Below are 25,026 nucleotides of genomic sequence, written 5' to 3'. Positions count from 1 at the left end.
GTGGGCTTGAAAGACGACAGGCTTGCGCGAGCGTCCATATGCGATAGCCCTGCCCTTGCGGGGAAGGATTTCCGTCACTTCCCCTTTCGCGGCAGCACCGCCAGCGTCCAGTCCTTCGCCGGCACCAGATATTTCGCCGCGGTCGCCTGCAACACATCGGGCGTCACGTCGCCGAAGTCGCGGCCGATGCGACGCGTCGCCTCCAGCCGGCGATCGTCATAGGCCCCGCCCGACAGCTCGCGCAGCCAGAACAGGCTGCTCGTCGCCGCGCGCGCATAGACCTGCTGCAACGGCCCCTTCACCCGCGCCAGCTCGTCGGCGCCGATCGGCGTCTTGGCGAGATCGGCGGCGATCTCGCGCGACAGGCGGAAGAACAGATCGACGTTCGCCGGCGCGACCTGACTCACCGCCATCAGGCGGCCGCCGCCGGGCAGCCCCTTGGGCCAGTTGCTCGCGACGCCGGGGCTGTAGCTCGCCCCCGCCGCCTGCCGCATCCGCTCGAACAATCGGTCGCTGAACACCTGCGCCAGCACGTCGAGACGGCGTGCCTCGGCGATGTCGGCGACGCCGGCGCCGGTCGGCCAGGCGATCACCGCGCTCGCCTGATTGTCGGGGCCCTTGTGGTAGCGCAGCACCGGCGTCGCGACATGGGCGGGGAAGCGCACCGGCGGCGCCGCCGTCGTCGGCTGGGTGCGCGCGGGGATCGCGCCGAGGCTCTTGGCGACCGCGGCGATCGCCTCGTCCGCCTTGACGTCGCCGAACACGTCGACCTCGATCGGACCGCTGGCGAGCAGCGGCGCCCAGAACGCCTCGAACGCCTTGGGCGTCAGCGCGTCGACCGCCTTGGCGTCGGGCGTCGCCCAGCGCGGGTCGCCGGCATGCAGCAGCCCTTCCAGATCGCGCGACAGCACGCCGTCCGCCGACGAATCATAACCGGGAATCGCGGTCAGCGCCGCCGATTTGGCGCGTGCCACCGGCGCCGGGTCCCAGCGCGGATGCGCCAGCTTGGCGGCGATCAGCGTCAGTTCGTCGGCATAATCCTTGGGGCTGCTCAGCGCGGCGATCGAGAAGGTGTCCTCGTCGATGCCGAAATCGAGGCCGAGCTGCCGCCCCGCGGTGAGTTGGTCGAGATCGTCCTGCCCCAGATTGCCGATGCCGCTTTCCATCAGCGCGAGGTCGCCCGCCCACGCCGGGCTCGGCCGGTTGGCGGGCAGCGAATTATAGCCGCGGCCGAACCGCACCCGCACGAAGACGCGGCCGGTATCGTCCGGGTTGGCGAACACCAGCATGCGCACGCCATTGGCGAACACCACCTTTTCCGCCGGCAGCCCGACGAGCGGTTCGCGCGACGCGACCGTACCGGCAGCGCCTAGCGCGGGCAATTTGGTGAAGTCGACCGCCGCCTGGCTGGCGCGCTTGATCGTCAGCGTCGACACGTCCGCCTTGAGCGCGGCGGCGAGCTTCTCCGCCGTCCCCTTCTCCGCGGTGCGCGTGTTGACCAGCGCCCGCGTGGCGTCGCCCTGGAACAGTTTCTTTGACGAGGCGAGCACCGCGGCGGGGTTGAACATCCCCTTCTGCTTCGCTTCGGTCAGGATCGCATAGCTGTTCTCGGGCGCCGTCACCGTCTCGCGGATGTCGAGCGCGCCGGCCATGTCGTCGGCCTGTTTGGCGCTCGCCTCGACCCGCGCGGTCTCGACGCTGTTGCGGATCGCGACCTCGTAATCGGCATATTCGCGATCGATCTCGGCCTGCGTCGGGGCGCTGTTCTGCGCGTCGGCGATCACCGCGCGCACGTCCTTCAGCGCCTGTTCCCACTGGTCGCCGACCGGCAGGATCAGCACCGAGGTCATGTTGGCCGAGCGCGACCGGTCGTCGAGATCGACCCCCGCCTGCACGAAGCTCGCACCGGCGCGCGCGCGCCGCTCGAGCCGGCGGCTGATCACCTTCGCGGCGATCGTGTCGACCATCCGCTTCTGGTTGAAGATCTTGGTATCGTCATTGTATTGCCAGGGGCGCATCACCCCCATCATCACCAGCGGCGGCAGGCCGGGTTCGACCAGCGTCGCCGAGGTCGGCTGCTTGGGGTCGGGCCTGCCGAAATCGGGGTCGGCGGGGTTGGGGCCGTTACCCTTCCAGCCGGCGAAATGGCGCGTCACCATCTGGCCCAGCGTCGCCGGGTCCATGTCGCCCGAGATGATGACGACGGCACGTTCGGGGCGATACCAGCGGTCGTGGAACGCCTTGATGCTCGCCCCGTTCGCCGCGTCGAGCGTCTCGACCGTGCCGATCGGCGAGCGTTCGGCGAGCGGCTGGCCGGCGAAGAACAGCCGGTTCATCGCGTCCTGCAGCTTGACCTGCGGACCGGGCTGTTCGCGCCGCTCGGCGAGCACGATCGGCCGCTCCGCCGACACCGCGGCATCGGTCAGCGCCGGCGCCGCCATCATCCCCGACAGGATCTTGAGGCTCTCGTCGACGGTCTGGTCGGTCGCCGAGGGCAGATCGAGCTTGTAGAGCGTCTGCGTCGGCGTGGTCGAGGCGTTGCTGTCCGAACCGAAGGTTGCGCCGAACCGCTGCCACACCCGCTTCGCTTCGCCGTCAGGGACATATTCCGAGCCGCGGAACGAGAGATGCTCGATGAAATGCGCATAACCGCGCTCGCTGTCCTTCTCGTACAGCGAACCCGCGTCGATGCGGACGCGGATCGACACCTGCCCCGGCGGTACGCCATTCTTGCGCACCGCATAGCGCAGGCCGTTGGGCAGCGTACCGAACACCCAGGCGGGATCGTGCGCGAGGTCGCTGCCCTTGTAGAGCCACGGCGTCGGATCGACCTTGACCCCGGCGTCCGGGGCGGCAGCGGTGGCGGATGCGGGCCGGGCGGGAGCCCTGACCTGGGCGAGCGTCGCCGACGCGAGGGCGAGGACGAGTACGGGCGCGAACGCGCGGGTGAAAAACGCCATAGTCCCCCTCTCTAGCGATTGCGGCGCGGCCCCGCCAGCGTGACCGTATCCTCCTCGTTTCGGTCATCATTTCGCCCCAGCCGGGGCGTAGCCCGACGGTCTTGGGGCAGCCGGGCAACGACGGGCCCGACGCGACTCGATGATGGTATCTGTAATGACGACCGGTATGAACGAAGCGGCCCCCGCAATGTGGCGGAACTCGGGCAAGGCCGTGCCCACCCCGCCCGCGCCGCTCGCCGCCGAGCCCGGCCGGCCGCTGATCATCCGCATTGGCAAGCGGCTGCGCGGCCTGTTCGACCGGATGATCGCCGCCTCGTCGCTGGTCGCCAACGATCCGGTGCTCGACGTGCGCCAGTTCGGCTGGACCGCGCTGCTGCGCGACCAGTGGCAGACGATCCGCGACGAGGCCGCGGCGGTGGCGTTGCAGGGACAGCCGGCGCCGAGCCTCGCGACGATCTCGCCCGATCACCGGTCGATCGCCGAGGTCGACAAATGGCGCTCCTTCTTCCTGTGGGGCTATGGCTATCCGATCGAGGACAATCTGGCGCGCTGCCCGGCGACGCAGGCGCTGGTCGCGCGCATCCCCGGGCTCAACAGCGCCTTCTTCTCGATCCTCGCGCCCGGCACGCATATCCCCGCGCATCGCGGGGTCACCAAGGGGCTGATCACCTGCCACCTCGGCCTGTTCGTGCCGCGCGACGGCGACGTGCGGATGCGCGTCGCCGACCGCATCGTCCGCTGGGCGGAGGGCGAGACCCTGGTCTTCGACGACACCTACGACCACGAGGTGTGGAACGACAGCGCGGGAACGCGCGTGGTGCTGCTCGTCCAGTTCGAACGCCCGCTGAGGAATCCGGGCAAATGGATCGCCGACCTCTTCCTCGGCGTGGTGCGGAGATCGCCGTTCGTCCAGGAGGCGCGCGCGAACATCAAAAGCTGGAACGCCGCGGTCAAGCAACTCGAGGCTTAACCGCCCTCCCCTTGCAGGGGAGGAATTCAGCGGACGCGGAAACAATCCCTTTCCGCCGTTACGCTTGATCCCCCGCCCCCCACGGTCCACATGACGCTCATGCTGATCGAGACCGAAACCACGCCCAACCCGGCGACGCTCAAGTTCCTGCCCGGCCGCACCGTCATGGATGCCGGCACGCGCGACTTCGCCACCCCCGAGGAGGCCGAGGCGAGCCCGCTCGCCGAGATGCTGTTCGCGCTCGGCGACGTCACCGGCGTGTTCTTCGGTCGCGACTTCGTGTCGGTCACCGCCGCGCCCGGCGTCGAATGGCACAGCCTCAAGCCCGACGTGCTGGCGATCCTGCTCGACCATTTCGCCGCCAACATGCCGCTGTTCCGCCAGGGCAGCGCCGGGTTCAGCGTCCCCGCCGACGAAGAGGTACTGACCGACGACCCCGCCGATGCCGACATCGTCGCGCAGATCCGCGAGCTGATCGACACGCGCGTCCGCCCCGCGGTGGCCAACGACGGCGGCGACATCGTCTATCGCGGCTTCGATAAGGGCAAGGTCTTCCTCCGCATGCAGGGCGCCTGCGCCGGCTGCCCCTCGTCCAGCGCGACGCTGAAGAGCGGCATCGAGCAGCTCCTCAAATATTACGTCCCCGAAGTCACCGAGGTGAGAGCCGTCTGATGTCCGACCCCCTGTCCGATACCGCGCTCGACCGCATCTTCCGCACCGCGCGTAGCTACAACGGTTATACCGACCGACCGGTGACCGAGGATCAGCTCCATGCGATCTGGGAGCTGATGAAATGGGGCCCGACCAGCGCCAACCAATTGCCCGCGCGACTGGTCTGGTGCGTCAGCGACGAGGCCAAGGCGAAGCTCGCCGCCTGCGCGTCGGACACCAATCAGGCGAAGATCCTGAAAGCCCCGGTCAGCGTCGTCATCGCGATGGACGTCGAGTTCCACGAACACCTGCCCGAGCTGTTCCCCCACGTCGACGCCAAGGCGTGGTTCGACGGCAATACCGAGCTGCGCACCGCCTCGGCGGTCCGCAACTCGACGTTGCAGGGGGCCTATTTCATCATCGCCGCACGCGCGCTCGGACTGGATACCGGGCCGATGTCGGGCTTCGACCAGGGCGCGGTCGACAAGGCGTTCTTCGGCGACCGACCGGGGGTGCGGACCAACTTCATCTCCACGCTCGGCTATGGCGATCCGGCGAGCGTGCACGACCGCCTGCCCCGGCCGGGCTTCGAACGGTTCAACACGATCGCGTGAACCTAAGTCCTCCCCCGCCAGGGAGTGCCGGGTTGGATTGCCCCCGGCAATCCAAGCCCATGCCGGGGGCATGGGCGACCCGGCACTGTGGCAGGCCGAAGGCCTGACGGAGGGGGAGGATACGGCTACCCAAGCCGTATGCGGCGACGCCCCCTCCACCACCGGCTGCGCCGGCGGTCCCCCTCCCCGCTTCGCGATGGAGGAATTGCGCTGAAACTCACGCTTGTCCCCCGCGCTCGCGTGTCGCAAAGCAGTCCAAACATGACCGACGCCCCTTCCCGCATCCTCGTCATCGACACCGCCACCGCCGCCTGTTCGGTCGCGCTGATCGAGGACGGCCGTGTCATCGCCGCGCAGCATCGCGAGGTCGGCCGCGGCCATGCCGAGCAGTTGCTGCCGATGATCGCCGACCTGCCCGACGGTGGCCGCGCCGCGCACATCCTCGTCGACGTCGGCCCGGGCAGCTTCACCGGCCTGCGCGTCGGCATCGCCGCCGCCCGCGGGCTCGCGCTCGGCTGGGACGCGAGCGTCGCCGGCTATTCGAGCCTGTCGCTGATCGCCGCCGCCGACTTCGCCGCCGGCCGCACCGGCAGCATCGCGGTGATGCTGGAGGGCGGCCATGGCGAGGTGTTCGTCCAGTCGTTCGCCGCCGGCCCCGCGCCGCTCGACGACCTCGCCTCGCTCAAGCCCGACGCGGCGATCGCCGCGCTCGGCGATCGTTATCCCGTCGGCAACGGCGTGCGCTGGCTGCAGCAGGTCGCGCCGGAGCTCGCCGGCCGGCCCGCGCTGCCCGACGCGTCCGATGCGCTGCTGCTGCCGCAGGCGCTCGCGACGCTGCCGCCGCGCCCGGTCTACGGCCGGGCCCCCGACGCCAAATTGCCGGGCGGAAAGGTGCCCGCGTGATGGCGACGCGTCAGGTGATGCTGCGTACCGGCGACGCCCGCGACGTCGCCACGGTCGATGCGCTGATGGCCGCCGCGTTCGAGCCGCGGTTCGGCGAGGCGTGGACGCGCAACCAGTGTCTCGGCGTGCTGGCGATGCCCGGCGTCCGCCTGACGCTCGCTTATGTCGACGAAGCCCCCGCCGGTTTCGCGATGGTGCGCAGCGTCGCCGACGAAGCCGAGCTGCTGTTGCTCGCGGTCGATCCCGTCTGGCGCCGTCGCGGCATCGCCCGTGCGCTGCTCCGCGGCGTCATCGCCGAGGCGCAGGCGACCGGCATCGCCGACCTGCATCTTGAGGTGCGCGAAGGCAATGACGCCGTCCGCCTCTATACCGAACAGGGGTTCGCCAAGGTCGGCGAGCGGCGCAATTACTATCGCGGCAAGACCGGCCAGGCGTTCGACGCGCACACCTATCGCCGCGCGATCTGACCATCTGCTTTTTGCGAGTCGGTTTCGCTTTTCGCAACAAGCCACCTGCACTACATAGGGGACATGCCCCGCAAGATCGATCTCGAAGCCCTTTGCAACCAGAAGGGCCTGCGTATCACCGAACAGCGCCGCGTCATCGCGCGCGTCCTGTCCGAAGCCGAAGACCATCCCGACGTGGAGAAGGTCTATGAACGTGCCTCGGCGATCGATCCGGGGATTTCGATCGCCACCGTCTACCGCACGGTGCGGCTGTTCGAGGAGGCGGGTATCCTCGACCGTCACGATTTCGGCGACGGTCGCGCCCGCTACGAGCCCTCGCCCGAGGCGCATCACGATCATCTGATCGACGTCGAGACCGGCAAGGTCATCGAGTTCGTCGATCCCGAGCTGGAACAGCTCCAGAAGGCGATCGCCGAGAAGCTCGGCTTCCGCCTCGTCGACCACCGCATGGAATTGTACGGCGTCAGCCTCGACCGCAAGGCGTGAGCGCGGCCGCCGTCTCGTGACCGATGGGACGGCCGCCGATGTATTCCACACCAGACACATCTGGCGGCGGGTATAAATTTGGTCGATCGTTCCAAAAGGTCCGTCACCCCGGATGCGTTCGAGCCCTGCCAGAAAGTCCGCATCACCCGCGAATCAGCACAGTGCTCCTGCGAAAGCAGGAGCCCAGGGCCAAGCAGAACAATGCCTTATGGTGTTCGGGACTCCTGGACTCCTGCTTTCGCAGGAGCACTTGGGCGGCTGCCGCAAAGATCTCGAACAAATCCGGGGTGATGAAGTGGTTGTGATACCGCCCCCCCTCCTTGTCGCGATGATCGCCAACCTGCGCCTCGCCGGCCGCCTGCTCGCGCTCGTCATCGCCCTCCTCGGCGGCCTCGCGCTGCACGGCGCCTGGCGGGCGGTCCGCCGGCCTTCGCCCTGGCCGCGGCGGTTCCTCGGGCTGGTCGCGCGGATCGTCGGCGCGCAAGTGCGCGTCGTCGGCACGCCGCTCGCCCGCGATGTCGTGTTCCTCAGCAACCATCTCAGCTGGATCGATATCCTCGCGATCGCCGGCGCCACCGGCAGCGCCTTCGTCGCCAAGGGCGAATTGCGCGGCGTGCCGCTGGTCGGCTGGCTGTGCACGCTCAACCGCACCCTCTTCGTCAGCCGCGACGACCGGTTACAGGTGGCCGAGCAGATCGCGCAGCTCCGCACCGCCATCGGCGCCGGCGGGCCGGTGACCGTCTTTCCCGAAGGCACCACAGGGGACGGCGTCACCCTGCTGCCGTTCAAGGCGGCGCTGCTCGCCGCGCTCGACCCGCCGCCGCCGGGCGTCCGCGTCCAGCCGATCCGGGTCGATTACGGCACGGCGACGCCCGAACTCGCCTGGGTCGGCGACGAGCCCGGCGGGGCGCATGCGCTGCGGGTGCTGCGGCGACGGGGACGCTTTCCGGTGACGCTCCACCTGCTCGCGCCGTTCGATCCCGCCGCGGCGGGCAGTCGCAAGGCGATCGCCACGCAGGCACGGGCGGCGATCGAAAACGCCGCCTGAACCCGCCGCTGCATCAATGCACGCCGGCGCCGAACGTATAGCTCAGCGCCAGCCCGACCGAGGGCTGGCTGCGCGAGCCAAAGGCGCGCACCACCGGTGACCGGCCGGGATCGCCGACCAGCCGGTCGTATTTGGCATAGCCGGACACGCCCCAATGCGGGGTCAGCTGCCGCAAGGCGCCCACCGTCGCCCCGACCGCCTGCAAACCGCCGTCCGCCTTGAACGCCGGCAGCCCGGCGAAGGCCGCATCCGCGGCGGCGACGCCGAAATAGGCGCGATTGTAGCGCGCGCCCGCCAGCGTGACCCGCGGTCCGATCGAAAACAGCCACCGGTCGGCATCGCGTGCGATATAATCCGCGCCGACCACGCCGATCAGCCCCTTGTGACCGCCCAGCCCCTGCCGCGCCTCGACGCGGAGCCGCAGCGCGTCGCTCAGGGCATATTGGACGAAGCCGCCGAGCTCGACGGTGGCGCCGACGCTCGGCAGCCGTCCACCGACATCGCGGGCGCGCCGGCGACCCTCGAAGCCGATCACCGGCCCGAACTGGAACCGGTCGTCGCGCAATATCGGAAAGCCCGCGCTTTCATCCGGCGCTTCGAAGGCGAAAGGCGTATCGCCACGCGTCCGCGACACGTCGACGAACGGCCGCAGCGCAAACGAATCGGCCCCCGGATAACGCGGCACGAGCTGCGGCCCCAGCCCGATCCGCGTGCGCCGTGGCGCGTCGACCTCCGCCTCCTGCGCGAAGGCGGGCGTGGCGCCGCAGCCGGTGGCGAGCAGCAGGGCGATAGCGGAGCGCGTCATGATCGTCATGACCCGACCGTACAGCGTTTATTCGCAATGGCGAAGCGGGTGGCATCCCTGATGCGCCGCAACATTTCGACCTGCCCGGATCGGCTCCGCCATAGATTTCGCCAAGTCTAGGCCAAGAAGGAACAGCTTCCACCGGCAGTCGTTGGACAGCTCGATCCCAGGAGATAGACATGCGCAAGATATTGATTTGTATCAGCACGATTGCCCTCGCCGCGACATCTGCCGGCGCGCTGGCACAGGACGTCGGCATGATGACTCCGACCCAGGTCGGTGCGACGCCGCTCGCCGGCACGCCGGCTCAGAATTACGTGACCTGGGCGGCGGACGGCGACATGTACGAGATCCAGTCGAGCAAACTCGCGCTCACCAAGGCGAAAAGCCAGGCGACCAAGGACTTCGCGCGCGAGATGATCGCCGACCATATGCAGACCACCAAATCGCTGATGGCGGCGCTCCCCAAGACCGAGCCCAAGGTCGCGAAGCCCGGCAAGGCGCTGTCCGAACCCAATGCGGCGAAGATCGCGGCGCTCAAGTCGGCACCCGCCGACGGCTTCGACGCCCTTTACATGCAGCAGCAGGCCGACGCGCATAAGACCGCCTGGGCACTCCACAAGGGCTATGCCACCGATGGCCAGGACCCGGCGCTCCGCCAGGTCGCGACCAGCGCGGTGCCGATCATCGAGAAGCACCTCGCCCACGCCCAGGGCGGCGTCGCCCGCACGATGTAATCCAATTCCTCCCCCGCCAGGGGGAGGTGGCAGCGCAAAGCGCTGACGGAGGGGGCGGAAGGGGTGGAGCTTGTTGATTGAGCTGCCACCCCATCCTCCCCCTTCGCCATTCGGCTGATGCCGAACGGTCCCACTCGCCCTGCCGGAGGAGGAACAGGTTACCCGCTGGCGACCACCCCCCACATCCTGTATGCGCGCCGGCATGACTCCCGCGGACAAACCCCAGACCCCGCCCAAGACCTTCCACGTCAAGTCGTTCGGCTGCCAGATGAACGTCTACGACGGCGAGCGCATGGCCGAACTGATGGCGGCCGACGGGATGACCGCGACCGACGATCCCGATCGTGCCGATCTCGTCGTGCTCAACACCTGCCACATCCGCGACCGCGCGACCGAGAAGGTCTATTCGGACATCGGCCGGCTGCGCAAGAACGCCCGGCTCAACGAGCGCACCGCCCCGATGATCGCGGTCGCCGGCTGCGTCGCGCAGGCCGAGGGCGACGAGATCGTCCGCCGCGCCAAGGTCGACGTCGTCGTCGGCCCGCAGGCCTATCACAATCTTCCCGCGCTGGTGGCGAGCGCCGCCGCCGGTACGCCCAGCCTCGACACCGACATGCCGCTGCTGTCGAAGTTCGGCGCGCTGCCTGCGCGCCGCCGCGTCGGCCCCTCCGCCTTCCTCACCGTGCAGGAAGGATGCGACAAATTCTGCACCTATTGCGTCGTACCCTATACGCGCGGCGCCGAGGTCAGCCGCCCGTTCGCGGCGATCGTCGACGAGGCGAAGGCGCTGGTCGACGCCGGCGCACGCGAGATCACGTTGCTCGGCCAGAACGTCAACGCCTGGGACGATGACGGCCGCGGACTGCACGATCTTATCCGCGTGCTCGATCGTATCCCCGGCCTCGCCCGCATCCGCTATACGACCAGCCACCCCAACGACATGCGGCAGGGGCTGATCGACGCGCACGGCGACGTCGAGAGCCTGATGCCCTTCCTCCATCTGCCGGTGCAGGCGGGCAGCGACCGCGTGCTCAAGGCGATGAACCGCAACCACGACACCGCTTCCTATCTGCGCCTGCTCGATCGGGTGCGCGTGGTCCGGCCCGATATCGCGCTGTCGGGCGATTTCATCGTCGGCTTCCCCGGCGAAACCGAAGCGGAGTTCGCCGAGACGCTGCGGCTGGTCGACGCGGTCGGCTATGCGCAGGCCTATTCCTTCAAATACAGCCCGCGGCCCGGCACGCCCGCCGCCGACATGGCCGGCGCGATCCCCGAGGTGATGATGGACGAGCGGCTGCAACGATTGCAGGCGGCGCTCGGCCGCGACCAGCAGGCGTTCAACCAGGCGAGCGTCGGCCGCAGCTGCGACGTGCTGATCGAACGCCGCGGCAAATTGCCCGGCCAGATGCTCGGCAAGTCGCCATGGCTGCAATCGGTCCATCTGATGACCGACGCGGCGATCGGTGACATGGTCTCGGTCGACCTGCTCTCCGCCGGCCCGGTATCGCTGGCGGGTGCCGAACGGGTGCGCGTAGCGGCCTGATTTGCGCGCAGAGGCGCAAAGACACGAAGGTGTTGCGCGTGGCGCAAAGCATCTCGATCCCAATGGCTAGAATGCAAGCCGCTGACGCGGCATCTTCGCGCGACATCTCCGCGTCTCCGCTTCTCCGCGCGAACCACCCTTCTTCGCGCCTTCGCGCCTTCGCGTGAAATCGACCTTTCCCGCTTCCCTTTCGCCCGCCCGCATCCCACATTCCTTTCATGCCATCACGGCATGAAAGGACCGCATGAGTCGCAAGCCCGTCCCCGCCCGCTCCGGTGAACGCAGCCGGGCTGAGGTGTTGTTCGACAAGCCGCAATTGCTCGCCACGCTCTTCGGGCAATATGACCAGAATCTCGTCGCGCTCGAAAACCGGCTCGGCGTCTATATCACCGCCCGCGGTAATCGCGTCGGGCTGGAGGGCAGCGCCGAGCATGTCGCGCTCGCCCGCGACGTGCTCCAGGACCTGTATCACCGCCTGCAACGCGGCGAGGAGATCGACACCGGCCTCGTCGACGCCTCGATCGCGATGGCGTCGGAGCCCACGCTCGACGGCATCGTCAGCACCGAACGCGGCGCCATCCCCTCGGTGATGATCCGCACCCGCAAGAAGACGATCGTGCCGCGCACCCCGGCACAGGCGCATTACATGCGCGAACTGTCGACCAACGACATGATCTTCGCGCTCGGGCCGGCAGGCACCGGCAAGACCTATATCGCGGTCGCGCAGGCGGTGTCGCAACTCATCACCGGCAGCGTCCAGCGCCTCATCCTGTCGCGCCCCGCGGTCGAGGCGGGCGAGAAGCTCGGCTTCCTCCCCGGCGACATGAAGGAGAAGGTCGATCCCTATCTGCGCCCGCTCTACGACGCGCTGCACGACTGCCTGCCCGCCGAGCAGGTCGAGCGCCGCATCGCGAGCGGCGAGATCGAGATCGCCCCGATCGCCTTCATGCGCGGCCGCACGCTGGCGGACGCCTTCGTCATCCTCGACGAGGCGCAGAACACCACGCCGGCGCAGATGAAGATGTTCCTCACCCGCTTCGGCCAGAACAGCCGGATGGTGATCTGCGGCGACCCCAACCAGACCGATCTGCCCGGCGGCGTCGGTTCGTCGGGGCTGGCGGATGCGACGATGCGGCTCGAAGGCGTCGAGGGCATTTCGATGACCCGCTTCACCGCCGCCGACGTCGTCCGCCATCCGATCGTGGGGCGGATCGTCGAGGCCTATGAGGGGCCGGGCGCTTGAACGGAATGTATATCTCTGTGGCTTTGTGAGGATATCAGGAGCACTTATGGCGTCCCTCTATCCCGAGAAGAGCGATATGGCCGATCCGGTTTGCGAAGTCGGTGCCTTGCTGGGCATTAGCGAGACGGCGGCAATCGACGATGCCCGGCTGCACCCAGAGCAGGAACTGGAGCGAACCAAGGTGGTGAGCCTTCGTGAGCGTATGGAGGCGTGGCGGCAGGCTCACCCCTTGGGCGAGCCCACCGGCCAGGTCGCCGACAAGGCGTTCTACGATTCGCTGAACGACGAGGAAGACGATTGACCATCTTCGTCGGTGCATCAGCGATGCTCGGCAGAGCGCCGCTATGCATCTCGTATCGATCGGCGCCGCGGAGGCGATGATCGCGACCGCAGCCTATGATCGCTACGGCAAGGGCCGCCACCCCGCCCGGCTCAACATGGGCGATTGCTTCGCTTATGCCTGCGCCAAGACGCACGATGCCCGCCTGCTCTACAAGGGCGACGATTTCTCAAAGACGGACCTTGCATGATCCAGATCGAACTCGCCCGCGAAGAGCCTTGGCCCGCCGACACCGACTGGGACGCGCTCGCCGCGCGCGCCACCCGTGCCGCGATCGGGCTCACGCCTTATGGCGAATTGCTGACGACCGCCGCGACGGTCGAGATCAGCGTCCGCCTCACCGGCGACGAGGAGGTGCGCACGCTCAACGCGCAATATCGCCAGAAGGACAGGCCGACCAACGTCCTCTCTTTCCCGATGGTCCAGCCCGACCTGATCGACACGGTCAGCCAGAACAGCGACGACGGCGAGCTGCTGCTCGGCGACATCGTCATGGCGCATGGCGTCTGCGCCGCGGAGGCGCACGAGAAGGGCGTCAGCGTCGCCGAACATGCCACGCACCTGCTGGTGCACGGCACGCTGCATCTGCTAGGCTATGACCATATGGGGGACGAGGAAGCCGAAGCGATGGAGGATATCGAGCGTCAGGCGCTCGCCACGCTCGGCATTTCGGACCCTTATCTAGTGCGAGAGGACTGATACGGCCGCCATGGCAGACGACCGAAGTAGCGCCGGCAACGGCGACCCCAGCGAATCGAACATCTGGCGCGGGCTGAAGACGTTGATCTTCGGCGGGGCGCATGAAGAATCCCTCCGCGAACAGCTCGAGGAGGCGATCGACCGGCACGAGGACGATCCCGCGCCCGACGCCAAGGGCGACCTGACCCCGCTCGAGCGGCAGATGGTGCGCAACCTGCTCCACTTCGGCGAGCGCGACGCCGGCGACGTCGGCGTGCCGCGCGCCGATATCGTCGCGGTCGAGGAAGGCACAACCTTCGCGCATCTCGTCCAGATCTTCGCCGAGGCGGGCCACAGCCGCCTGCCCGTCTATCGCGGCGAGCTCGATACGATCATCGGCATGGTCCATATCAAGGACGTGTTCGCGATCCTCGCCACCGGCGCCGAGCATCCCGCCGACATCTCCGGCCTGATCCGCGAGCCGCTCTACGTGCCGATGTCGCGCGGCGCGCTCGACCTGCTCGCCGACATGCGCGCGAGCCACGTCCATCTCGCGGTGGTGCTCGACGAATATTCGGGGACCGAGGGGCTGGTCACGATCGAGGACCTGATCGAGGAGATCGTCGGCGAGATCGAGGACGAGCATGACGAGGCGCCCGAGGCGCTGCTCGTGCCGATCGACGGCGGCGCCTGGGATGCCGATGCGCGCGCCGAGCTGGAAGACGCCGCGACGCTGATCGACCCGCGTCTGGGCGAGACCGATCACGACGTCGACACCTTGGGCGGGCTCGCCGCAGTGCTGGCGGGGCATGTGCCGACCGTCGGCGAATGCGTCGATCACCCCAGCGGCTGGAAGCTCGAGGTGCTCGATTCGGACGAGCGACGCATTCACCGCCTGCGGCTGCACCCGCCGGTGACGCGCGAGATCGAGGAGGACTGAGCGCACTCAGCCTCCGTTCAGCCGCGATGGCGATGATCGCAGGCGAACGGATAGGAGGTGTGCATGCAGCCCTTGTCGAACGGCCCGCGGACGATCCGCCCCGCCCTCCTGTGTCTCGCCGCGGTCCTTCCCACGCCGGCGCTGGCACAGGCGTGGACGACGATCCGCGCGACCCCGCCCGCCCCGGCCGCCTATCAGGTCGCCAAGAACCAGGACGACATCCGCGCCGGGCGCAGGTCCGGACAGCTCTCCAGAGCCGACGCCCGCGACCTTCGCCGCGAAAACGCCCGCGTGGCGATCTCGCGGCCGCCTATGCCAGAAACGGCACGACCGACTCCGAAGCCGCCTTCGTTCAGGCCGCCGCCGAAGCCACCCACAGCCGCATCGTCGCGAAACGCACGCAAGGCGCGAAGTGAGGCGACACTTTCCGCCGCGATGCGACCGATACTGATCGCCTCTTTCGATCACCGCCTTCGCGAATTCGCGTTTTCCTGATCTGTCCCGCTCCGGTAGCATTTGCACCATACCGGCGCGGCACGGGAATGTGCGCGTCACGCCAGACAGGCCCGATCGAGGAGAGACGAACATGGACGCCATCACCGAAGGCAGCCCGATCAACGACCCCAGGAAACAGGCCGCCGCCAAGCGCCGCCTGCTGGGTCGCACCGCCAAGGATTGGTGGCCCGAGTCGCTGTCGATCGACATCCTTCACCAGAAGGGCGTCAGCGGCAATCCGATGGGCGACGACTTCGACTATCGGTCGGAATTCCTCAGCCTCGACTATGACCAGCTCAAGGCCGACCTGACCGCGCTGATGACCGACAGCCAGCCGTGGTGGCCGGCCGATTACGGTCATTACGGCCCGTTCTTCATTCGCATGGCATGGCATAGCGCCGGCACCTATCGCACCGGCGACGGCCGCGGCGGCTCGTCCGCTGGGCAGCAGCGGTTCGCGCCGCTCAACTCGTGGCCGGACAACGGCAATCTCGACAAGGCGCGTCGCCTGCTGTGGCCGATCAAGCAGAAATACGGCCGCCAGCTGAGCTGGGCGGACCTGTTCATCCTCGCGGGCAACGTCGCGATCGAATCGATGGGTGGCCCGACCTTCGGCTTTTCCGGCGGCCGCGAGGACGTGTTCGAGCCCGAGAAGGACGTCTATTGGGGCACCGAGGAGGAATGGCTCGGCCAGACCCGCATCGACGAGGAAGCCGGCCTCGCGCTCGAAAGCCCGCTCGCCGCGATCCAGCACGGCCTCATCTACGTGAACCCCGAAGGCCCGGGCGGCTGCCCGCATCCGCAGGGTTCGGCGCGCGACATGAAGGAGACCTTCGCGCGCATGGGAATGAACGACGAGGAAACCGTCGCGCTGACCGCCGGCGGCCATACCTTCGGCAAGGCGCATGGCGCCGGCGACGCCAAGCTGGTCGGTGTCGAGCCCGAGGGCGCGGATATCGCCTCGCAGGGCCTCGGCTGGACCTCGACGCACGAGAGCGGCATGGGCGACCATACCATCACCTCGGGCATCGAGGGTGCGTGGACGCCGACGCCGACGACGTGGGACATGAGCTATTTCGATATGCTCTTCGACCACGAATATGAGCTGGTGAAGAGTCCGGCGGGCGCGCATCAGTGGCAGCCGGTCGGCAATCCCGACGAGACGCTCGCCCCGGCGGCGCATACCGCTGGCAAGCGCGTGCCGACGATGATGACCACCGCCGACATGGCGCTCAAGGTCGACCCGGCGTACAATGCGATCTGCCAGAAGTTCCGCGCCGACCCGGCCTATTTCGCCGACGCCTGGGCGCGGGCGTGGTACAAGCTGACGCATCGCGACATGGGGCCGAAGATCCGCCTGATCGGCCCGGAAGTGCCGCAGGAAGAGCTGATCTGGCAGGACCCGATCCCGCTCGCCGACTATCCGCAGATCGACGACGGTGACGTCGCCGCGCTGAAGAATGCGATTGCGGACTCCGGCCTGTCGATCGAGGAACTGGTCACCACCGCCTGGGCCTCGGCCTCGACGTGGCGCGGCTCGGATCATCGCGGCGGTGCCAACGGTGCGCGCATCCGCCTTGCCCCGCAGAAGGACTGGGAGGTCAACCAGCCCGAGCAGCTCGCCCGGGTCCTGTCGGTCTATGAGGGGATCAAGGCGGACTTCGACGGCAAGGGCGCGAAGAAGGTGTCGCTTGCCGACCTGATCGTGCTCGGCGGCTCGGTCGGGATCGAGACGGCGGCCAAGGCGGCCGGCCATACGATCGCGGTGCCCTTCACCCCCGGTCGCACCGACGCGTCCGCCGAGCGGACCGATGCCGAGGGCTTCGACGTGCTCGAACCGCGCGCCGACGGCTTCCGCAACTATCTGCAGGTCAAGTTCAACGTTCCGACCGAGGAGCTGATGGTAGACCGGGCGCAGTTGCTCGGTCTGTCGGCGCCGGAGATGACGGTGCTGGTCGGCGGCCTGCGCGTGCTGGGCGCCAACCACGCCAAGGCGAAGCAGCATGGCGTGTTCACCGACCGGCCGGGGCAGCTGACCAACGACTTCTTCGTCAATCTGCTCGACATGGGCACGGCGTGGAAGCAGATCAGCGACGAAAGCGACGAGGAATTCCTCGGCACCGACCGGGCGACGCACGAGCAGAAGTGGACCGCGTCGCGCACCGATCTGGTGTTCGGCTCCAACTCGCAGCTGCGCGCGCTCGCCGAAGTCTATGCCGCGTCGGATGCGCAGGCGATGTTCGTCAAGCACTTCGTCCAGGCCTGGACCAAGGTGATGAACGCCGACCGCTACGACCTGCTGCCGGGCTGATCCGGACGTGCTCCCGCGCAAGCGGGAGCACGTCGGGCATTCTCATGAGGTTCTGAACCGCTCCCAAGTTACCCGTCACCCCGGACTGGTTCCGGGGTGACGAGATATGTCGGGACAGTGCGCGTTTCGGAACCCCGCACCTTTCCCCTTCCGCGCGCGCGGCTGCCCCCCTATCGTGGCGTCATGCTGAAGCACGTCCTGCGCGTCGCCGCGCTCCTTGTCGTGATCGCCATCGCGGTGGTCGTCTATCTTGCCTGGCCCGATACCGCGCAGGTGCCGTTCGACCGCGTTACCGGCAAACGGCCGCAGATCGTCGCGCCGCGCGAACAGACGCTGCCCACCGTCAAGGTCGCCGATGTCGTCGGCTGGCAGGGCAGCGAGACCCCCACCCCCGCCGCCGGTCTGACCGTCAAGGCGTTCGCGAAGAACCTCGATCATCCGCGCTGGCTGTATCGCCTGCCCAACGGTGACGTCCTCGTCGCCGAGACGAACAGTCCGCCGCGCAAGGGCGGGGGCATTCAGGGCTGGGTCATGGGCCTGCTGCTCGGCAAGGCGGGCGCCGGCGTCCCCTCGGCCAACCGCATCACCCTGTTGCGCGACGCGGACGGCGATGGCGTCGCCGAACAGCGCCACGTCTTCATGACCGGGCTCAATTCGCCGACCGGCATGGCGCTGCTTGGCGGCCAGCTCTACGTCGCCAACACCGATTCGGTGGTGCGCGTCCCCTATACCGAAGGCGCGACGCAGATCGCCGCCAAACCGGAACTAGTGGTCAAGCTCAACGGCGGCGGCAACCATTGGGCGCGCACGCTGGTCGCCGCGCCCGACGGCCGCACGTTGTTCGTCGGCGTCGGTTCGTCGTCGAACATCGCCGAGAACGGGCTCGACGCGGAGAAATATCGCGCCAACATCCTCGAAGTCTATCCCGAGCAGAAGACCTTCCGCGTCTATGCCTCGGGCCTGCGCAATCCGCAGGGCATGGCGATCAGCCCGTTCAACAAGCAGCTCTGGACGGTGGTCAACGAGCGCGACATGCTCGGCTCCGATCTCGCGCCCGATTATCTGACGCAGGTCGAGCTCGGCGACCAGTTCGGCTGGCCGTGGTTCTATTGGGGCGGCTATCCCGATACGCGCGTCGAGCCGGCGCGCCCCGATCTGCAGCAATATTCCAAGCGTCCCGATTATGCGCTCGGGCCGCACGTCGCCGCGCTGGGCCTGACCTTCGCCGGCGACGTCAAGCTCGGCGACCGCTTCGCGCAGGGCGCGTTCATCGGCGAACATGGCTCGTGGAACCGCAAGCCGGTATCGGGCTACAAGGTCGTGTTCGTGCCGTTCGCGACACGCGGCTTCCCCGCGGACGGGGCCAAACCGATCGACGTGCTGAGCGGCTTCCTCAATGCCGACGGCAAGGCCCGCGGCCGCCCCGTCGGCGTGATCGGCGACCGCACCGGCGCGCTGCTGGTCGCGGACGACGTCGGCAATACGATCTGGCGGGTGGCCGGGGGAAAGTAAGCGGCACGCGCGGGTCGTCATCGCGGCGTCGTCGGCAAGGGACGGCGACTGGGAGACCTCGCCACCGGATGACGAGACCTCTGCGACAGCCACCCAGTGCTCCTGCGAAAGCAGGAGCCCAGGAGTCCCGAACGCCATAAGACGTCGTCTTGCTTGGCTCTGGGCTCCTGCTTCCGCAGGAGCACTGCGCTGACGGACCGGGTCGCGGACCTTCGCCGAGCGCTCGCTGATCGGGGCGGCCGATGCCGCCCCTCGCGATCCTATGCCGTGCGCAGGCGCAGCGGCGTGCGCTCCACCGTGCCGGACAGCACCTTGCGCCCGAACACGCGGTTCATCGTCGCGGCGCCATCGGCGTTGGTCAGCACGACGCGCGTCCCGCCCGAGGCGAGCGTCTCGATCGCGCTGATCGTTACCTTGTGCTTGCGGCACAGGGCCTCGACATCGGGCTTGGCGGCGTTGACGTTGATGGCACGCGACATGCGGATCTCCCATAGGCAGCGGGAGCGCATATCATCTCTCAGTCGGGCCATGCGCAGGGTGGGGCAACCCGATGGTCTCTAAATGGACCTTGCTGCGCTGCGGCGCAAGCCTTCGTACGTCACCCGCGCGCCGCCCCTTGCCGAATGACGTCGGATGCCCCATATAGCCGATGCTAGAGTCGCACATCGACGGTCTACGGCGTGCTTTGCGGCTCCCTCTTCCTTCCTTCCCTGCTTCGTACGCGATTTGGCGCGTCGGTAATCGTACCGTCGTGCCGCAAGAAGAAAGGATCTGCCATGAGCAGCATCACCGGCACCGTAAAGTTCTTCAACGCCGACAAGGGCTATGGCTTCGTCGCACCCGATACGGGCGGCGCGGATGCGTTCGTCCACATTACGGCGGTGGAGCGCGCCGGCATGGCGACGCTGAACCAGAACCAGCGCATCAGCTACGACCTGGAGCAGGACCGTCGGGGCAAGACCTCGGCCGTCAACCTTCAGCCGGTCGACTGATCGGTTTCGGACGGGGCGGGTCACACCGCCCTGCCCGGCCTGAACGCAAGAGCCCGCGGGAAACCGCGGGCTTTTTTGTGTCCGCACCGCAAGGCGGCCGTTCGTGTCGTCGCGATTACCCCCGCAACACCGCCAGCACCGCCTCCGCCGCCCGCGCAGGCGCAACCCCAGTCACATCCCCCAGCGACTCCGCCGCGAACCGGCGCTGCGCCTCGACGTACCGCGGATGCTCCGCCACCGCCCGGTCCAGCGCCGGCATCAGCGCGTCGGGGTCGGTCACCACCTCCCCCGCTCGCCACATGTCGTAGCTCGCATCGCCTGCCCAATCGACGCGGCGCGGATCGAGGAACACGCACGGCCGCGGCCGCATCAGGAATTCGACCACCTGGCTCGAGGTGTCGCCCAGATACAGGTCCGCCGCCGCGGTATAGCTGCCGTCGACCATCGCGAAGCTGTCGAGATCGACATGCACGTCCCCCCGCCCCGCCAGCGATCCGGCGAAGGCGCGCACCTCCGGTGCCTTCTCGACCAGCCGCTGGTGCGGCGCGAAGATCAGATTGTAGCGCCCCGACGCCACGATCCGCGCCACCGCCGCCGCGCCCCAGTCCCACCACGACGAGCGATGTCGCTGCCAGTGCGGCGCGTACATCAGCACCGGCCGCGCCTCCGCGAAACGCAGATCGGCGCGGCTGCGCTGCCGGAACCCCGCCTTGATATAGCCCGTCACCGCGACCGCAGCGGGATCGACCCCGTGCGCCGCCAGCGCCGCTCGTTCGCGGTCCGCGGCGACGATGGTCAGCGACGCCGCCTTCCGGCGCCGGTCGTCGCGGTTCATCATCGATCCCGCGCCGTGGAGGATGTTCACGTACCGGCTGCGCGTCGGCAGCAGCGCCGGAATCCACAGGCTGGTCTGTTCCGCCGACACCACCACGCGGGTCCGCCACAGCAACGGTGCGAGCCGCGCGAGCAGCGGCAGCTTGGCGGGCAGCGGCGGATTGCGCCCCGCCTCCCAGACGCCGAGATCGCGCCAGCCCGGCGCGCGGCGGATGCGCACCCCCGGCCGCGCCCCCAGCCAGCCGGCGACCAATGCCTCGTGCATCGACGTCGCCACCCACACGTCGACGCGCAGGTCGGGCGCGCGCTCGACGAGCGCCTCCAGCACCGGATAGAGATGCGGGATCAGCAACGTCTCGCCGAGGAACAGGAAGGCGACGTCGGTCCTCACCTTTGCTGGCCGGTCCAGGCGGCGATATCTTCGGGCTGGTCGATCTCCTGCCACGCGCCCTCGCCCGCGACGATCGCGCGCACCGGCGCATAGGTCGCCAGCTCGGCGATCACCGCATGATGGAAGGCGTGGAGCCCTTCAGGCCGCGCGATCACCCGCTCCAGCGCCTGCGCATAGGCGTCGCCGCCCTGCGACACGATCACGCCGAGCGAGCGATGCGTCGCGACGTCGAGCGGCAGATCCTTGGCGACCGCGCAGACCTGCCGGTTGGCGACGGTGACGAGCATGTCGTCGGTCACCGCCGCGCGCAGCGGCTCGACCAGCAGGCCGACGCCGTCGCCCGGCGCCTCGACCGCGGCGGCGATCAGGTCGGCCGCGAACACCGTGTCGCCGTTCATCAGCACGAATGGATCGCCGAGCAGGTCGCGCGCCATCCAGACGCTGCCGATGCTGCTCGCCACCGACCAGAAGGGATTGAACAGCAGCCGCACCGGCAGCGGCGGCGCCGCGCGGCTCAGATGCGCGCCGATCTGGCGATAGCGATAGCCACCGACGATCACCGCCCGCGCGACGCCCGCCGCGTGCAGCGCCTCCAATTGATGGTCGAGGATGCTGCGCCCGCCGACCTCGACGAGGCATTTGGGGATTTCGCGCGTCAGCGGCAGCAACCGCGAGCCGATGCCCGCGCTGAGGATCACAGCTTGCATCGGCGAGCCTGTAGCGCGACCGGCAAGCCACGCCAAATCAGCGCACCAGCCCGGGCGGCTCCCGACCGGCGAAATGCGCGTCGAGATTGGCGACGACCATCGCCGCCATCGCCGCGCGCGCCTCGTGCGTCGCCGATCCCTGATGCGGCGACAGCACGACGGTATCGCGGTGCAGCGCCGCCGGCACCGCGGGTTCGTCGGCGAACACGTCGAGCCCCGCGCCGGCGATCCCGCCCGCGTCGAGCGCCGCGATCAACGCCGCCTGATCGACCAGCGAGCCCCGCGCGACATTCACCAATACGCCCTGCGGCCCGAGCGCCGCCAGCACGCCCGCATCGACCGCGCCATCGGTCTCCGCCCCCGCCGCGGCGGCGAGGAACAGCACGTCGCTCTCCGCCGCCAGCGCGCGCAGATCGGGTACGAACCGCCACGGCACGTCCTTGTCGCTGCGCGCGGAATAGAGCAGCTCGGCTGCGAACGGCGCTGCCCGCGTCGCGATCGCCCGCCCGATCGCGCCGAGCCCGAACACGCCGATCCGCCGCCCCGACGCGCGCCGTGCCAGCGGCACGTCCCAGCCGCCGCCCCGCATCGCGCGATCTTTGACCGCGATCCGCCGCTCGACCGCGAGCCACAGCCCGATCGCGAGATCGGCGACGTCTTCGGTCAGCGTGCCGGCGGTGATCGCGAGCGTGATACCGCGCGCCGCGAGCGCCGCCTTGTCGATCCCGTCATGCCCGACGCCATGCACCGCGACGAACTCGAGCTTGGGGAGCTGCGCCAGCACGCCCGCGTCGAGCCGCATCGCCCCACCCCCGACCAATCCGCGGATACGATCGAGCGGCGCCGCGTCGAGCCCGACATGGACGGTGTAATGCTCCGCCAGCGAGGGGGTCAGTGTGTCGGGCAGCGGCGAAAGCGCGAGGATGTCGATCATGAAAGGCTCAACGATCAAGCCCGGCAAGTGACGCACGCGGCCATCCCTACAATCATTGTTATCCCCGCGCAGGCGGGGATCCATACGCGCAGGTGTTGCGCTTCCATCGCTGAGGTCCGCGGGTATGGATCCCCGCCTGCGCGGGGATGACGTCGAAAGCAGAAGAGCCAGCCCCCCTCACACGCTGACCACGCTCTCCTGCCGCCCGTCCGTCCCGAAGATCCGCAGATAGCGCGCGATCTCCGCGGGCTCGCCGGTCGCCTTGGCGGGATTGTCCGACAGCTTCACCGCCGGCCGGCCGTTCGCCCGCGTCACCTTGGCGACCAGCGAGATCGGCTCCAGCCCCGCCGCGCCATCGGGGTCGCAGCCGCGGAAATCGTTGGTCAGGTTCGTCCCCCAGCCGAAGCTCATCCGCACCCGGCCATGGAAATGCCGGTAGACGCGCTCGATCGAATCGACGTCCATCCCGTCGGAGAAGATCAGCAATTTCTCGCGCGGGTTCTGGCCATGCGCCTGCCACCAGGCGATGATCTGCTCGCCCGCCTCGACCGGCGGCGCGCTGTCCGGACGGAAGCCGGTCCAGCCCGCCACCCAGTCGGGCGCGTCGCGCAGGAACGCCGCCGTCCCGAACGCATCGGGCAGCACGACGCGCAGGTTGCCGTCGTAATGCGCCTGCCATTCCTCCAGCACGCGATAGGGCGCGCGCGCCACCCCGGCATCGTCTCTGGCGAGCGCGGCGAGCACCATCGGCAGCTCGTGCGCATTGGTGCCGATCGCCTCCAGATCGTTGTCCATCGCCAGCAGCACGTTGGACGAACCGATGAAGCGGCTGCCCAGCCCCTCCTTGAGCGCCTCGACGCACCAGCGCTGCCACAGGAAGCCGTGCCGCCGCCGCGTCCCGAAATCGGAGATCACCAGATCGGGCAGCGCGCGCAGCCGCTCCACCTTGTCCCACAATTTCGCCTTGGCGCGCGCATAGAGCACGTCGAGCGCGAACCGCCCCTTGTCGCGCAGCGCCGCCCGCGCGCGCAGCTCGTTGACGATCGCGAGCGCCGGAATCTCCCACATCGTCGTATGCGTCCACGGCCCGTCGAAGGTCAGCTCGAACTGCCCGTCGACACGGTGCAGCTCGTAGGGCGGCAGCTGGAATTCGCTCAGCCACTGGATGAAGTCCGGCGCGAACATCCGCTGCTTGCCGTAGAAGCTGTTGCCCGCCAGCCAGATCAGCTCCTTCTTGGCGAAGCGCACGCTGCGCGCATGATCGAGCTGCGCGCGCAATTCGCCCTCGTCGATCACGTCGGCGAGTCGCACCGTCGTGGTGCGGTTGATCAGCCGGAAGGTGGCGTCGACGTCGCCGTGCAGGTGACGGATCATCTGCAGCATCAGCAATTTGTAGAAATCGGTATCGAGCAGGCTGCGGACGATCGGGTCGAGCCGCCAATTGTGATCCCAGGTGCGCGTCGCGATGTCGGTAACGGCCATGGCCGCCCCGCTAGCCCGGATGCCGCGACGCGCCAAGGCTTCCCAACGGCAGGCACCCCGCCTAGGTTTGTCTGACAACAAGGGGAGAGTGGATGGCCAAGGGTGAACGGCGCGAGCCCGCGCATACGGTGATCGCGCGCGATCTCGGCATCGCCATCGTCACCGGCCAGCACCCGCCCGGCAGCGTCATCCCCGGCGAGATCGACATCGCCGGCCAGCGCGGCGTCTCGCGCAGCGTCGTGCGCGAATCGCTGCGCATGCTCTCGGCCAAGGGGCTGGTCGAGAGCCGGCCGAAATCGGGCACGCGGGTGCGCGAGCGCGCCTTGTGGAACCTGCTCGACCCCGACGTGCTCGCCTGGATGTTCGAGGGCGAGCCGCCCGCCACCTTCGTGCGCAGCCTGTTCCAGCTGCGCATGATCGTCGAGCCCGCCGCCGCCGAGATGGCGGCGACCTTCCGCACCGCCGACCAGCTCGCCCGCATGGACGCGGCGCTGACCCGGATGGCGACGCACGGCCTCGACACGCCCGAGGGTCAGGCCGCCGACCAGACCTTCCACAATGCGATCCTTGAGGCGACCGAGAACGAATTGCTCGTCAGCCTGTCGGGCAGCATCGGCTCGGCGGTGCGCTGGACGACGATCTTCAAGTTCCGCGACCGCCGCCGCCCGCGCGATTCGATGCCGCAACACCGCCGCCTGTTCGACGCGATCGCCGCCCGCGACCCCGCCGCGGCGCGCGACGCGACGATCGTCCTGCTGCAACAAGCGCATGAGGACACGGAACGGCTGCTGCGGGCGTGAGGGCGTGAGGGCGCCACAAAAGCCACGCCCAACCCTTTTCGTCATCTAGGCGCAGGCCGGGACCCCTGGACACGATGAACCAGCGGCAGCGCGCCGCCACCAACCAAGCCGCACCCATGGGTCCCGGCGTCCGCCGGGATGACGAGGGGGGTAGCGGGACGACTTACAAACCCCGTCATCCCC

The 25,026-nt window shown here is 68.6% G+C and carries 26 protein-coding genes; 19 read left to right on the top strand and 7 right to left on the bottom strand.

The genetic code is table 11. From position 1 onward, the window contains the following. Positions 1-74: 74 nt before the first annotated feature. The gene (locus tag FFS23_RS03140) at positions 75-2,960 is read right to left on the bottom strand and encodes a M16 family metallopeptidase (protein WP_137897415.1); all 2,886 of its coding nucleotides are present in this window, start codon (positions 2,958-2,960) and stop codon (positions 75-77) included. 154 nt (positions 2,961-3,114) lie between these two features. Between FFS23_RS03140 and FFS23_RS03135 the strand changes: the two genes are divergently transcribed. The 7 genes from FFS23_RS03135 to FFS23_RS03105 all read left to right on the top strand — a co-directional run bounded on the left by FFS23_RS03135 (position 3,115) and on the right by FFS23_RS03105 (position 8,099). Then, positions 3,115-3,930 carry an aspartyl/asparaginyl beta-hydroxylase domain-containing protein gene (locus FFS23_RS03135; RefSeq protein ID WP_249340495.1) on the top strand — a complete coding sequence of 272 codons (816 nt, stop codon included), beginning with the start codon at positions 3,115-3,117 and terminating at the stop codon, positions 3,928-3,930. 99 nt (positions 3,931-4,029) lie between these two features. Continuing rightward, positions 4,030-4,602, top strand: a complete 573-nt coding sequence (locus FFS23_RS03130) for a NifU family protein (RefSeq protein ID WP_038666821.1) — start codon at positions 4,030-4,032, stop codon at positions 4,600-4,602. Then, positions 4,602-5,195, top strand: coding sequence for a malonic semialdehyde reductase (locus FFS23_RS03125; RefSeq protein ID WP_137897414.1), 594 nt, complete (start codon positions 4,602-4,604; stop codon positions 5,193-5,195). The genes FFS23_RS03130 and FFS23_RS03125 overlap by 1 nt, the downstream gene beginning before the upstream one ends. Before the next feature lie 261 nt (positions 5,196-5,456). Beyond that, positions 5,457-6,098: a tRNA (adenosine(37)-N6)-threonylcarbamoyltransferase complex dimerization subunit type 1 TsaB gene (gene tsaB / locus FFS23_RS03120; protein ID WP_137897413.1), complete on the top strand. Its 642-nt coding sequence runs from the start codon at positions 5,457-5,459 to the stop codon at positions 6,096-6,098. Next, positions 6,098-6,565: a GNAT family N-acetyltransferase gene (locus tag FFS23_RS03115; protein WP_038661507.1), complete on the top strand. Its 468-nt coding sequence runs from the start codon at positions 6,098-6,100 to the stop codon at positions 6,563-6,565. The genes tsaB and FFS23_RS03115 overlap by 1 nt, the downstream gene beginning before the upstream one ends. A 63-nt stretch (positions 6,566-6,628) precedes the next feature. Beyond that, the gene (locus tag FFS23_RS03110) at positions 6,629-7,051 is read left to right on the top strand and encodes a Fur family transcriptional regulator (RefSeq protein ID WP_038661510.1); all 423 of its coding nucleotides are present in this window, start codon (positions 6,629-6,631) and stop codon (positions 7,049-7,051) included. 301 nt (positions 7,052-7,352) lie between these two features. Further along, entirely contained in the window at positions 7,353-8,099 is a 747-nt protein-coding gene (locus FFS23_RS03105) for a lysophospholipid acyltransferase family protein (protein WP_249340494.1), read from the top strand. A gap of 13 nt (positions 8,100-8,112) precedes the next feature. On the opposite strand, the gene FFS23_RS03100 is transcribed toward FFS23_RS03105, so the two are convergent. After that, a complete protein-coding gene (locus tag FFS23_RS03100) occupies positions 8,113-8,913 on the bottom strand; it encodes a MipA/OmpV family protein (RefSeq protein WP_052075567.1) in 801 nt (266 codons plus the stop codon). Positions 8,914-9,083: 170 nt separating this feature from the next. Here FFS23_RS03100 and FFS23_RS03095 point away from each other — a divergent pair, with 170 nt between their 5' ends. From FFS23_RS03095 to FFS23_RS03050, 10 genes are all read left to right on the top strand, one after another. After that, positions 9,084-9,641, top strand: a complete 558-nt coding sequence (locus FFS23_RS03095) for a DUF4142 domain-containing protein (RefSeq protein WP_137897412.1) — start codon at positions 9,084-9,086, stop codon at positions 9,639-9,641. Between the two features lie 202 nt (positions 9,642-9,843). Further along, entirely contained in the window at positions 9,844-11,184 is a 1,341-nt protein-coding gene (gene miaB, locus FFS23_RS03090) for a tRNA (N6-isopentenyl adenosine(37)-C2)-methylthiotransferase MiaB (protein ID WP_137897411.1), read from the top strand. A 244-nt stretch (positions 11,185-11,428) separates the two neighbouring features. Further along, positions 11,429-12,427, top strand: coding sequence for a PhoH family protein (locus tag FFS23_RS03085; RefSeq protein WP_038661516.1), 999 nt, complete (start codon positions 11,429-11,431; stop codon positions 12,425-12,427). A 46-nt stretch (positions 12,428-12,473) separates the two neighbouring features. Beyond that, positions 12,474-12,728 carry a transcription factor gene (locus FFS23_RS03080; protein WP_137897410.1) on the top strand — a complete coding sequence of 85 codons (255 nt, stop codon included), beginning with the start codon at positions 12,474-12,476 and terminating at the stop codon, positions 12,726-12,728. Beyond that, positions 12,724-12,957, top strand: coding sequence for a type II toxin-antitoxin system VapC family toxin (locus tag FFS23_RS03075; RefSeq protein ID WP_349303945.1), 234 nt, complete (start codon positions 12,724-12,726; stop codon positions 12,955-12,957). Before FFS23_RS03080 ends, FFS23_RS03075 begins: the two co-directional genes overlap by 5 nt. Continuing rightward, the gene (ybeY, locus tag FFS23_RS03070) at positions 12,954-13,466 is read left to right on the top strand and encodes an rRNA maturation RNase YbeY (protein ID WP_137897409.1); all 513 of its coding nucleotides are present in this window, start codon (positions 12,954-12,956) and stop codon (positions 13,464-13,466) included. The genes FFS23_RS03075 and ybeY overlap by 4 nt, the downstream gene beginning before the upstream one ends. Before the next feature lie 10 nt (positions 13,467-13,476). Then, complete coding sequence (locus FFS23_RS03065; protein ID WP_038661524.1) at positions 13,477-14,385, top strand: hemolysin family protein; 909 nt, start codon at positions 13,477-13,479, stop codon at positions 14,383-14,385. Positions 14,386-14,448: 63 nt separating this feature from the next. Beyond that, positions 14,449-14,880, top strand: coding sequence for a hypothetical protein (locus FFS23_RS03060; RefSeq protein WP_137897408.1), 432 nt, complete (start codon positions 14,449-14,451; stop codon positions 14,878-14,880). A gap of 91 nt (positions 14,881-14,971) precedes the next feature. Next, on the top strand, positions 14,972-17,191 hold the full coding sequence (katG, locus tag FFS23_RS03055; protein WP_137897407.1) for a catalase/peroxidase HPI: 2,220 nt from the start codon (positions 14,972-14,974) through the stop codon (positions 17,189-17,191). Positions 17,192-17,374: 183 nt separating this feature from the next. Then, complete coding sequence (locus tag FFS23_RS03050; RefSeq protein WP_137897406.1) at positions 17,375-18,703, top strand: PQQ-dependent sugar dehydrogenase; 1,329 nt, start codon at positions 17,375-17,377, stop codon at positions 18,701-18,703. Positions 18,704-18,963: 260 nt separating this feature from the next. On the opposite strand, the gene FFS23_RS03045 is transcribed toward FFS23_RS03050, so the two are convergent. Next, positions 18,964-19,182: a hypothetical protein gene (locus FFS23_RS03045; protein ID WP_038661534.1), complete on the bottom strand. Its 219-nt coding sequence runs from the start codon at positions 19,180-19,182 to the stop codon at positions 18,964-18,966. A 297-nt stretch (positions 19,183-19,479) separates the two neighbouring features. On the opposite strand from FFS23_RS03045, the gene FFS23_RS03040 reads away from it, so the two are divergent. Beyond that, positions 19,480-19,695: a cold-shock protein gene (locus FFS23_RS03040; protein ID WP_037534615.1), complete on the top strand. Its 216-nt coding sequence runs from the start codon at positions 19,480-19,482 to the stop codon at positions 19,693-19,695. A gap of 115 nt (positions 19,696-19,810) precedes the next feature. Here FFS23_RS03040 and FFS23_RS03035 read toward each other — a convergent pair whose 3' ends face one another. From FFS23_RS03035 to pncB, 4 genes are all read right to left on the bottom strand, one after another. Beyond that, the gene (locus FFS23_RS03035; RefSeq protein ID WP_137897405.1) at positions 19,811-20,920 is read right to left on the bottom strand and encodes a CDP-glycerol glycerophosphotransferase family protein; all 1,110 of its coding nucleotides are present in this window, start codon (positions 20,918-20,920) and stop codon (positions 19,811-19,813) included. Then, positions 20,917-21,627: a phosphocholine cytidylyltransferase family protein gene (locus FFS23_RS03030; protein WP_137897404.1), complete on the bottom strand. Its 711-nt coding sequence runs from the start codon at positions 21,625-21,627 to the stop codon at positions 20,917-20,919. Before FFS23_RS03030 ends, FFS23_RS03035 begins: the two co-directional genes overlap by 4 nt. Before the next feature lie 37 nt (positions 21,628-21,664). Further along, positions 21,665-22,561, bottom strand: coding sequence for a 2-hydroxyacid dehydrogenase (locus tag FFS23_RS03025; RefSeq protein WP_137897403.1), 897 nt, complete (start codon positions 22,559-22,561; stop codon positions 21,665-21,667). Between the two features lie 177 nt (positions 22,562-22,738). Then, entirely contained in the window at positions 22,739-24,043 is a 1,305-nt protein-coding gene (gene pncB, locus FFS23_RS03020) for a nicotinate phosphoribosyltransferase (RefSeq protein ID WP_137897402.1), read from the bottom strand. 92 nt (positions 24,044-24,135) lie between these two features. Between pncB and FFS23_RS03015 the strand changes: the two genes are divergently transcribed. Continuing rightward, on the top strand, positions 24,136-24,843 hold the full coding sequence (locus FFS23_RS03015; protein WP_038661547.1) for a FadR/GntR family transcriptional regulator: 708 nt from the start codon (positions 24,136-24,138) through the stop codon (positions 24,841-24,843). Positions 24,844-25,026 lie beyond the last annotated feature (183 nt).

Source organism: Sphingomonas sp. 2SG, from assembly GCF_005503285.1.
GTDB lineage: Bacteria > Pseudomonadota > Alphaproteobacteria > Sphingomonadales > Sphingomonadaceae > Sphingomonas > Sphingomonas taxi.
The sequence above is the reverse complement of the archived record's forward strand: the minus strand, read 5'-3'. Positions and strand labels throughout refer to the sequence as shown.

Coding starts and splice junctions, on each gene's coding strand:
- FFS23_RS03140 (WP_137897415.1), bottom strand. CDS start 2,960: ATGGCGTTTTTCACCCGCGCGTTCGCGCCCGTACTCGTCCTCGCCCTC.
- FFS23_RS03135 (WP_249340495.1), top strand. CDS start 3,115: ATGACGACCGGTATGAACGAAGCGGCCCCCGCAATGTGGCGGAACTCG.
- FFS23_RS03130 (WP_038666821.1), top strand. CDS start 4,030: ATGCTGATCGAGACCGAAACCACGCCCAACCCGGCGACGCTCAAGTTC.
- FFS23_RS03125 (WP_137897414.1), top strand. CDS start 4,602: ATGTCCGACCCCCTGTCCGATACCGCGCTCGACCGCATCTTCCGCACC.
- tsaB (WP_137897413.1), top strand. CDS start 5,457: ATGACCGACGCCCCTTCCCGCATCCTCGTCATCGACACCGCCACCGCC.
- FFS23_RS03115 (WP_038661507.1), top strand. CDS start 6,098: ATGGCGACGCGTCAGGTGATGCTGCGTACCGGCGACGCCCGCGACGTC.
- FFS23_RS03110 (WP_038661510.1), top strand. CDS start 6,629: ATGCCCCGCAAGATCGATCTCGAAGCCCTTTGCAACCAGAAGGGCCTG.
- FFS23_RS03100 (WP_052075567.1), bottom strand. CDS start 8,913: ATGACGATCATGACGCGCTCCGCTATCGCCCTGCTGCTCGCCACCGGC.
- FFS23_RS03095 (WP_137897412.1), top strand. CDS start 9,084: ATGCGCAAGATATTGATTTGTATCAGCACGATTGCCCTCGCCGCGACA.
- miaB (WP_137897411.1), top strand. CDS start 9,844: ATGACTCCCGCGGACAAACCCCAGACCCCGCCCAAGACCTTCCACGTC.
- FFS23_RS03085 (WP_038661516.1), top strand. CDS start 11,429: ATGAGTCGCAAGCCCGTCCCCGCCCGCTCCGGTGAACGCAGCCGGGCT.
- FFS23_RS03080 (WP_137897410.1), top strand. CDS start 12,474: ATGGCGTCCCTCTATCCCGAGAAGAGCGATATGGCCGATCCGGTTTGC.
- ybeY (WP_137897409.1), top strand. CDS start 12,954: ATGATCCAGATCGAACTCGCCCGCGAAGAGCCTTGGCCCGCCGACACC.
- FFS23_RS03065 (WP_038661524.1), top strand. CDS start 13,477: ATGGCAGACGACCGAAGTAGCGCCGGCAACGGCGACCCCAGCGAATCG.
- FFS23_RS03060 (WP_137897408.1), top strand. CDS start 14,449: ATGCAGCCCTTGTCGAACGGCCCGCGGACGATCCGCCCCGCCCTCCTG.
- katG (WP_137897407.1), top strand. CDS start 14,972: ATGGACGCCATCACCGAAGGCAGCCCGATCAACGACCCCAGGAAACAG.
- FFS23_RS03050 (WP_137897406.1), top strand. CDS start 17,375: ATGCTGAAGCACGTCCTGCGCGTCGCCGCGCTCCTTGTCGTGATCGCC.
- FFS23_RS03045 (WP_038661534.1), bottom strand. CDS start 19,182: ATGTCGCGTGCCATCAACGTCAACGCCGCCAAGCCCGATGTCGAGGCC.
- FFS23_RS03040 (WP_037534615.1), top strand. CDS start 19,480: ATGAGCAGCATCACCGGCACCGTAAAGTTCTTCAACGCCGACAAGGGC.
- FFS23_RS03030 (WP_137897404.1), bottom strand. CDS start 21,627: ATGCAAGCTGTGATCCTCAGCGCGGGCATCGGCTCGCGGTTGCTGCCG.
- FFS23_RS03025 (WP_137897403.1), bottom strand. CDS start 22,561: ATGATCGACATCCTCGCGCTTTCGCCGCTGCCCGACACACTGACCCCC.
- pncB (WP_137897402.1), bottom strand. CDS start 24,043: ATGGCCGTTACCGACATCGCGACGCGCACCTGGGATCACAATTGGCGG.
- FFS23_RS03015 (WP_038661547.1), top strand. CDS start 24,136: ATGGCCAAGGGTGAACGGCGCGAGCCCGCGCATACGGTGATCGCGCGC.